Below are 5669 nucleotides of genomic sequence, written 5' to 3'. Positions count from 1 at the left end.
GGTGTACCGGGCCGGCCGGCCGCTGCTGGACCAGGAGCTGGGCTACGGGCCGGGGACGCCCGGCTGGGACGGCGGGGCGGTCCTCGCCGGGCATCGGTCGGCCGGTCAACTCCTCCTCGTCGACCCGGCCTTCGAGGAGCGGCCGGTGCCCGTCCGGCAGCTCGGCGAGACGGCGGTGCTCACCCCGCTCGCGGGCCCCGCCGCCCTGGTGACCGCGGTGGCACCGGACGCGCTGCGGCTGCGGCGACTGTTGGACAGCGCTTCGGATGGCGGTATGGCCGGCGGCGACGCGGCCGGGTGGCGCGAAGCGGCCCAAGCGGGCACCGATGGCAGGATGTTCATGTGTTGATAAAGAAACGCCGGTTTGCCCTGTACCGACCGGTCAGTGAGGCGCGAGGATCCTCCTGACACTCTGTGATCATCGCCGCAGTCGCGCGGCGCGAACCAGCAGGGGGAGTAGCTACGTGAGACGTACAGCAATGCTCGGCGCGGCCGGCGGTGTGCTCACCGGGGCGCTGATAGCAGGCGCCCTGGCCACGCCCATGGCCAGCGCGAAGGCGCGTACGCCGGGGGGAGCGGCGGAGGCGCGCGGCGTGCAGATCGCCGCGGCCAGGGCCGCCGCGGCGGGCATCGACTGGCAGGACTGCCCGGCCGACTGGGCTCTGGAGAAGCCCATACAGTGCGGCTATGTGACGGTCCCGCTCGACTACGCCAAGCCGTACGGCCGCACCATCAAGCTCGCCGTGGACCGGATCGGCAACAGCGGGAGCGCCACCGAGCGCCAGGGTGCGCTGATCTACAACCCGGGCGGGCCCGGCGGCTCCGGTCTGAAGTTCCCGCGCCGGGTCACCACCAAGAACCCGCTGTGGACGAAGACCTCGAAGGCGTACGACTTCGTCGGCTTCGACCCGCGCGGGGTCGGCCACTCCGCCGCCATCTCCTGCGTCGACCCGCAGGAGTACGTCAAGGCGCCGAAGGCGGACCCGGTGCCGGACAGCGAGGCGGACAAGCGCGCACAGCGCAAGCTCGCCAAGGAGTACGCGCAGGGCTGTGCGGAGCGCAGCGGCTGGATGCTGCCGTACCTGACGACGCCCAACACGGCCCGTGACATCGACGTCATCCGGGCCGCGCTCGGCGAGAAGAAGCTCAACTATCTCGGCGTGTCCTACGGCACCTACATCGGCGGCGTGTACGCGACGCTGTTCCCGACGCATGTGCGCCGCATGATCGTCGACAGCGTGGTCAACCCGTCGCGGGAGAAGATCTGGTACCAGGCCAACCTGGACCAGGACGTCGCCTTCGAGACCCGCTGGAAGGACTGGACGGCGTGGGTCGCCAAGAACGACGCGACCTACCACATCGGCGACACGCCGGAGAAGGTCCAGAAGCAGTGGGAGACACTGCGCGCGGCCGCCAAGAAGCACCCGATCGGCGGGGTCGTCGGCCCGGCCGAGCTGGTGGGCTTCTTCCAGAGCGCGCCGTACTACGACTCCTCGTGGGCCCCGGTCGCCGCGGTGTGGAGCGCCTATCTCGCCGGTGACGAGAAGCAGCTGGTCGAGGCGGCGGGCCCGGATCTGTCCGACACCGCGGGCAACATCGCCTCGGAGAACGGCAACGCCGTCTACACGGCGGTCGAGTGCGCGGACGCCAAGTGGCCGACCAGCTGGCGCACCTGGGACCGGGACAACACCCGGCTGCACACGGACTACCCGTTCATGACCTGGGCGAACGCCTGGATGAACCTGCCGTGTGCCACCTGGGACGCCCCGCAGCAGAACCCGATCGAGGTCGGCGCGGACAAGGGTCTGCCCAAGACGCTCATCGTGCAGAGCACACGCGACGCCGCCACCCCGTACGACGGCGCCGTCGAGCTGCACAAGCGGCTGAAGGGCTCGCGCCTGATCACCGAGAAGGACGCGGGTTCGCACGGTGTCACCGGCCTGGTCAACGCCTGCATCAACGACCGGGTGGACGCCTACCTGCTGAACGGCACGGTGGACGCCGCGGACGTGACGTGCGGCCCGCACGCCATGCCCGCCCCGGCCGCCGCCAAGTAGCCGGAGCGAGCTGGGGCCGGGCCCCGTTCTGCGGGTGTGTACGCACCCGCGGGGCGGGGCCCGGCGCTGTCAGTGCGGCCCTGTCGGCCCTCAGGACCCGTCGACCGTCAGGCCGCCGCGGCCGTGCCGAACGCGGCGGCGAACGCGTCCCGCGTCGGCGAGTCCGTACGGCGGTCGAGCACGGCGAAGACGACGCGCTGGAAGCGCCCGGCGAAGCGACCCGGAGCCACCAGATGGGCGCGGAACGCCTCGGCCACCGCCGCCGGGTCGTTCCGGAACACCCCGCACCCCCAGGCGCCCAGTACGAGGTGGCGGTACCCGTGCGCGACGGCCACCTCCAGCACCCGCCCGGCGCGCGAGGCCAGCGCCTCGGGGAGGCGCGAGGTGTCCATGCCCCTTTGCGCGATGACCCCGGCGTTGGGGGCGGCCGAGGTCAGGAAGCCGACCTCGTACCAGGCGTCGAGCAACGCGCCCCGGTCGTCGCGGAAGACCGGGACACCGGGGGAGTGGACGACTCGATCGCTGTAGAAGGGGCTCGGGTCGGCCCGGTGCGCCGCGTAGAAGTCCGGCGCGGTGCGCAGACACGCGTACAGCGCCGAGGCCCGGCACAGCGCCTCCTCCTGCGCCTGGGCGCCGTTCAGATAGCCGCCGCCGGGGTTGCGGGCGGAGGCGAAGTTCAGCACCGCGACCGCGCCGTCGACCCCGGCTACCAGCCTCCGCGCGGCTTCCAGACTGCTCTCCGCGGTCACCTCGAACCGCGTGTCGCGGTCCGGCTGTTGCCCGTGGCCGGCCTCGGCCGGCCACGCACCGTGTCCCAGCGCCTCGGCGGCTACGCGGGCGATCTCCTCGGCGAGGGCCGAGTCGCGTCGGCTCGCCACCGGGTGCACCGGCTCGTAGAGACGCGTGCCCTCGATCGCACGGTCGATGTGCTCGGCGAGACGGACTTCGTGTCCGCTCGGTGCCGTGTAGCCACCCTCGGCGACGATCCGCTCCGTCTCACGGGCGATCGCGCGCAACCGCCCGCTCATCCACATACCTCCGCGTCATCTTTGTCCATCGGGCGCCCGAGACTACCGGCCGCGGTGATCACGATGCGACGGAATTACCGCCCGCCCCGCCCGCTCTCGGCCAGCCACGCGTCCTCCGCGGCGTAGTCGAAGAGATCGCGCGGCGGCGCGTAGGCCTTGCCCAGGAGCGGGAACACCTCCCGCCAGTCCCGGCCGCCCGCCAGCTGACGGGCCGTCCACTCCACCGTCTCCGGCAGCGATTCGACGTACCCGGTCGCCGCCCGGTAGCCCAGCTCGCGCTCCGCCGCCGACATGTCCAGCACCACCGGCCGGGCCGTGCTCCAGGGGGTCTGTCCCAGGCCCGGGCGCGGCGGTTCGCCGTCGATCGTGATCAGCTCGCTGGTGGCCCCCATCACCGCGTCCACCGCGGCCGCGATCTCGGCGACCGTCGGCGCCTGGGGATCGCCCGCGTTGAGCGCCCGGGAGCCGGGCCTGCGGGCGGCCAGGCGGATCAGCTCGGCGAGGTTGTCCACGTGCACCGGGTGGAACCGGCTCGCGCCCCCGTGGGCGAGGATCCGCACCGGCCGCCCGTCGAGTACCCGCTTGATGAAGTACGCCTCGCGGGGCAGGGGGCTGTACGGGCCGTGGATCGCCCCGGCGCGCAGCAGCGTGGTCGGCAGCCGGTCCCCGGCGCCCAGCAGCTCTTGCTCCAGCGCGACCTTGGCCGTGCCGTAGGTGTCCTCGCCCGGCGGGAGGGTCGGCTGCGACTCGGGGATCGGCACGGGAAACGCCGGGACGCCGTCCGGCTCGTCCTGGGTTTCGAAGCTACGGCCCCGCTCGTCCCGGTAGACGGCGCAGCTGGAGATCACCACTGCCGAGCCGATCCGGTCCGCGAGGCCGAGCAACTGCCCGGCGTGGCGCGTCCCGTAGGCCACACAGTCGAGCAGCACATCGCAGCCGTCTCCGAGGGCTGCCGCCAGCGCGGCGTCGTCCTCCCGGTCCACGGTCACGGTCCGTACGTCCTCGGGCCATCGCTCGTCGCGGGCGCCGTGACGCGAGGCGGCCCGCACCTGCCAGCCCTCGGCGGCGAGCGCGCGCACCGCCGCCCGCCCGATCTGTCCCGTCGCCCCGATCACGAATGCACTTCCGTTGCTCATACGCGGACGCTATGAGCCCTCCGGCGGCCCGGCGGGCCTGTTCGCCCTGCGCTGATCCGCTCTGGGCGCAACGGCCGCCGGTCAGAAAGAGTTCGATGAAGCAATAAAAATGAAAGAACGTGATCGATTCTTGAGCTATTTCAATTCATACTTCAGTGCATTTTCGAGAAAAACGCATATTCGTCTTGGCATCTGGTGAAAGCGCTATGCTCCATGGCTCATAGCGAACTCTTCGCCCGCGGTTTCCCGCCTCGTTCTCTCCTCTGTTGTCTCCGCCTTTCTTAAGGACGCCCATGGTTTTTGCCGGCTCGTCACCCGGAGGCCGACGGCCCGCCTCCGCGCTCGTATGGCTGATCCCTCCCGCCGCGACGGCCCTTGCCGCCGCACTGGCCGTGACCCGGGTCCCCGCCGGGGCGCGGGCGGCGGTCGCCTGGTGCGGCCTGGCGGCGACGCTGGCGGTGGCCGTGGCGGCGGCGGAGGCGGTGCGCCGCGGGCGGGCCATCGCGGCCCTGCGCCTGAAGGCCGCCGAGCGGGAGGCCGTGCTGCGACAGCGCCTGGTCGACCAGGAGGTGGAGACCAGACGGCTGGCCAAGGAAGTGCTCCCCGCGGCGGTGGAACGGCTGCGGCTCGGCGCGGAACCCGGCGACGTGATGAAGGACATCGACCACCCGACGTGCCTCGAACCGGACTTCGAGTCCGCGCACCGGGCGGTCCTGTGGGAGATGTTGCAGACCGTACGGTTCGAGGAGGACTTGAGGGACGCCGCACAGCGGGCCTTCGTCAACATCGCCCGCCGCGTCCAGGCCATCACCCACCAGCAGGCCTACGACATGCGGGAGATGGAGGACAAGCACGGCGCCGACTACGAGGTGTACGACGATCTCCTCCATCTCGACCACGGAAACGCGCTGATCGGCAGGATGGCCGACAGCATCTCCGTACTCGGCGGCTCCCGCCCGGGGCGTCAGTGGCGGGACCCGATCCCGCTGTACAACGTCTGCCGCGGGGCCATCTCGCGGATCCTTGAGTACCAGCGGGTCGATCTGCACTCGGTGGCGGACGTCGGCATCGTCGGCCCGGGCGTCGAGCCGCTGATCCACGCCATGGCCGAACTGCTGGACAACGCCACCCGCTACTCACCGCCGAAAACCCGGGTGCACCTGACCGCGGTCGAGGTCCAGTCCGGGGTCGCCATCGAGATCGAGGACGCCGGGGTGGGCCTGACGGAAGAGGCCCGCAGGCGCACCGAGCTGGTGCTGGCCCACGCCTCGACCGGACTCGACCTCAACGATCTGGGCGAGACGCCGCGCCTGGGGCTCGCGGTGGTCGGCAGGCTCGCCCATAAGTACCGCTTCCAGTTCTCGCTGCGCCCCTCCGCGTACGGCGGCGTCCGCGCGGTCCTGGTCGTACCGCAGAGCGTCATCTGCACCACCCCCGTGCCCGGCGGC

General features: G+C 71.7%; 4 protein-coding genes and 1 pseudogene. 3 read left to right on the top strand and 2 right to left on the bottom strand.

All coding sequences use genetic code 11. The annotated features are described in order from the left end of the window. Together CCN51_RS46385 and CCN51_RS46380 are read left to right on the top strand one after the other, a co-directional pair. Positions 1 to 349 (top strand): annotated as a pseudogene (locus CCN51_RS46385) (urease accessory protein UreD); the annotation flags it as partial. Between the two features lie 130 nt (positions 350 to 479). Further along, positions 480 to 2057: an alpha/beta hydrolase gene (locus tag CCN51_RS46380; protein WP_014181445.1), complete on the top strand. Its 1578-nt coding sequence runs from the start codon at positions 480 to 482 to the stop codon at positions 2055 to 2057. A gap of 107 nt (positions 2058 to 2164) precedes the next feature. On the opposite strand, the gene CCN51_RS46375 is transcribed toward CCN51_RS46380, so the two are convergent. Both CCN51_RS46375 and CCN51_RS46370 read right to left on the bottom strand, forming a co-directional pair. Next, positions 2165 to 3085, bottom strand: a complete 921-nt coding sequence (locus CCN51_RS46375; RefSeq protein WP_043488065.1) for a TIGR02452 family protein — start codon at positions 3083 to 3085, stop codon at positions 2165 to 2167. A 74-nt stretch (positions 3086 to 3159) separates the two neighbouring features. Continuing rightward, on the bottom strand, positions 3160 to 4221 hold the full coding sequence (locus CCN51_RS46370) for an NAD-dependent epimerase/dehydratase family protein (RefSeq protein ID WP_043488068.1): 1062 nt from the start codon (positions 4219 to 4221) through the stop codon (positions 3160 to 3162). Between the two features lie 293 nt (positions 4222 to 4514). Between CCN51_RS46370 and CCN51_RS46365 the strand changes: the two genes are divergently transcribed. Beyond that, positions 4515 to 5669 (top strand): sensor histidine kinase (locus CCN51_RS46365; protein WP_086860934.1); only part of this gene is annotated, 1155 nt, incomplete at its 3' end.

This window comes from Streptomyces milbemycinicus, from assembly GCF_002154605.1.
Classification (GTDB): Bacteria; Actinomycetota; Actinomycetes; order Streptomycetales; family Streptomycetaceae; genus Streptomyces; species Streptomyces milbemycinicus.
This window is presented reverse-complemented; position numbering and strand designations above follow the sequence as displayed.

Excerpts from the sequence above, each read along its gene's own strand:
- CCN51_RS46380 (WP_014181445.1), top strand. The coding sequence starts at position 480 with ATGCTCGGCGCGGCCGGCGGTGTGCTCACCGGGGCGCTGATAGCAGGC.
- CCN51_RS46375 (WP_043488065.1), bottom strand. The coding sequence starts at position 3,085 with ATGAGCGGGCGGTTGCGCGCGATCGCCCGTGAGACGGAGCGGATCGTC.
- CCN51_RS46370 (WP_043488068.1), bottom strand. The coding sequence starts at position 4,221 with ATGAGCAACGGAAGTGCATTCGTGATCGGGGCGACGGGACAGATCGGG.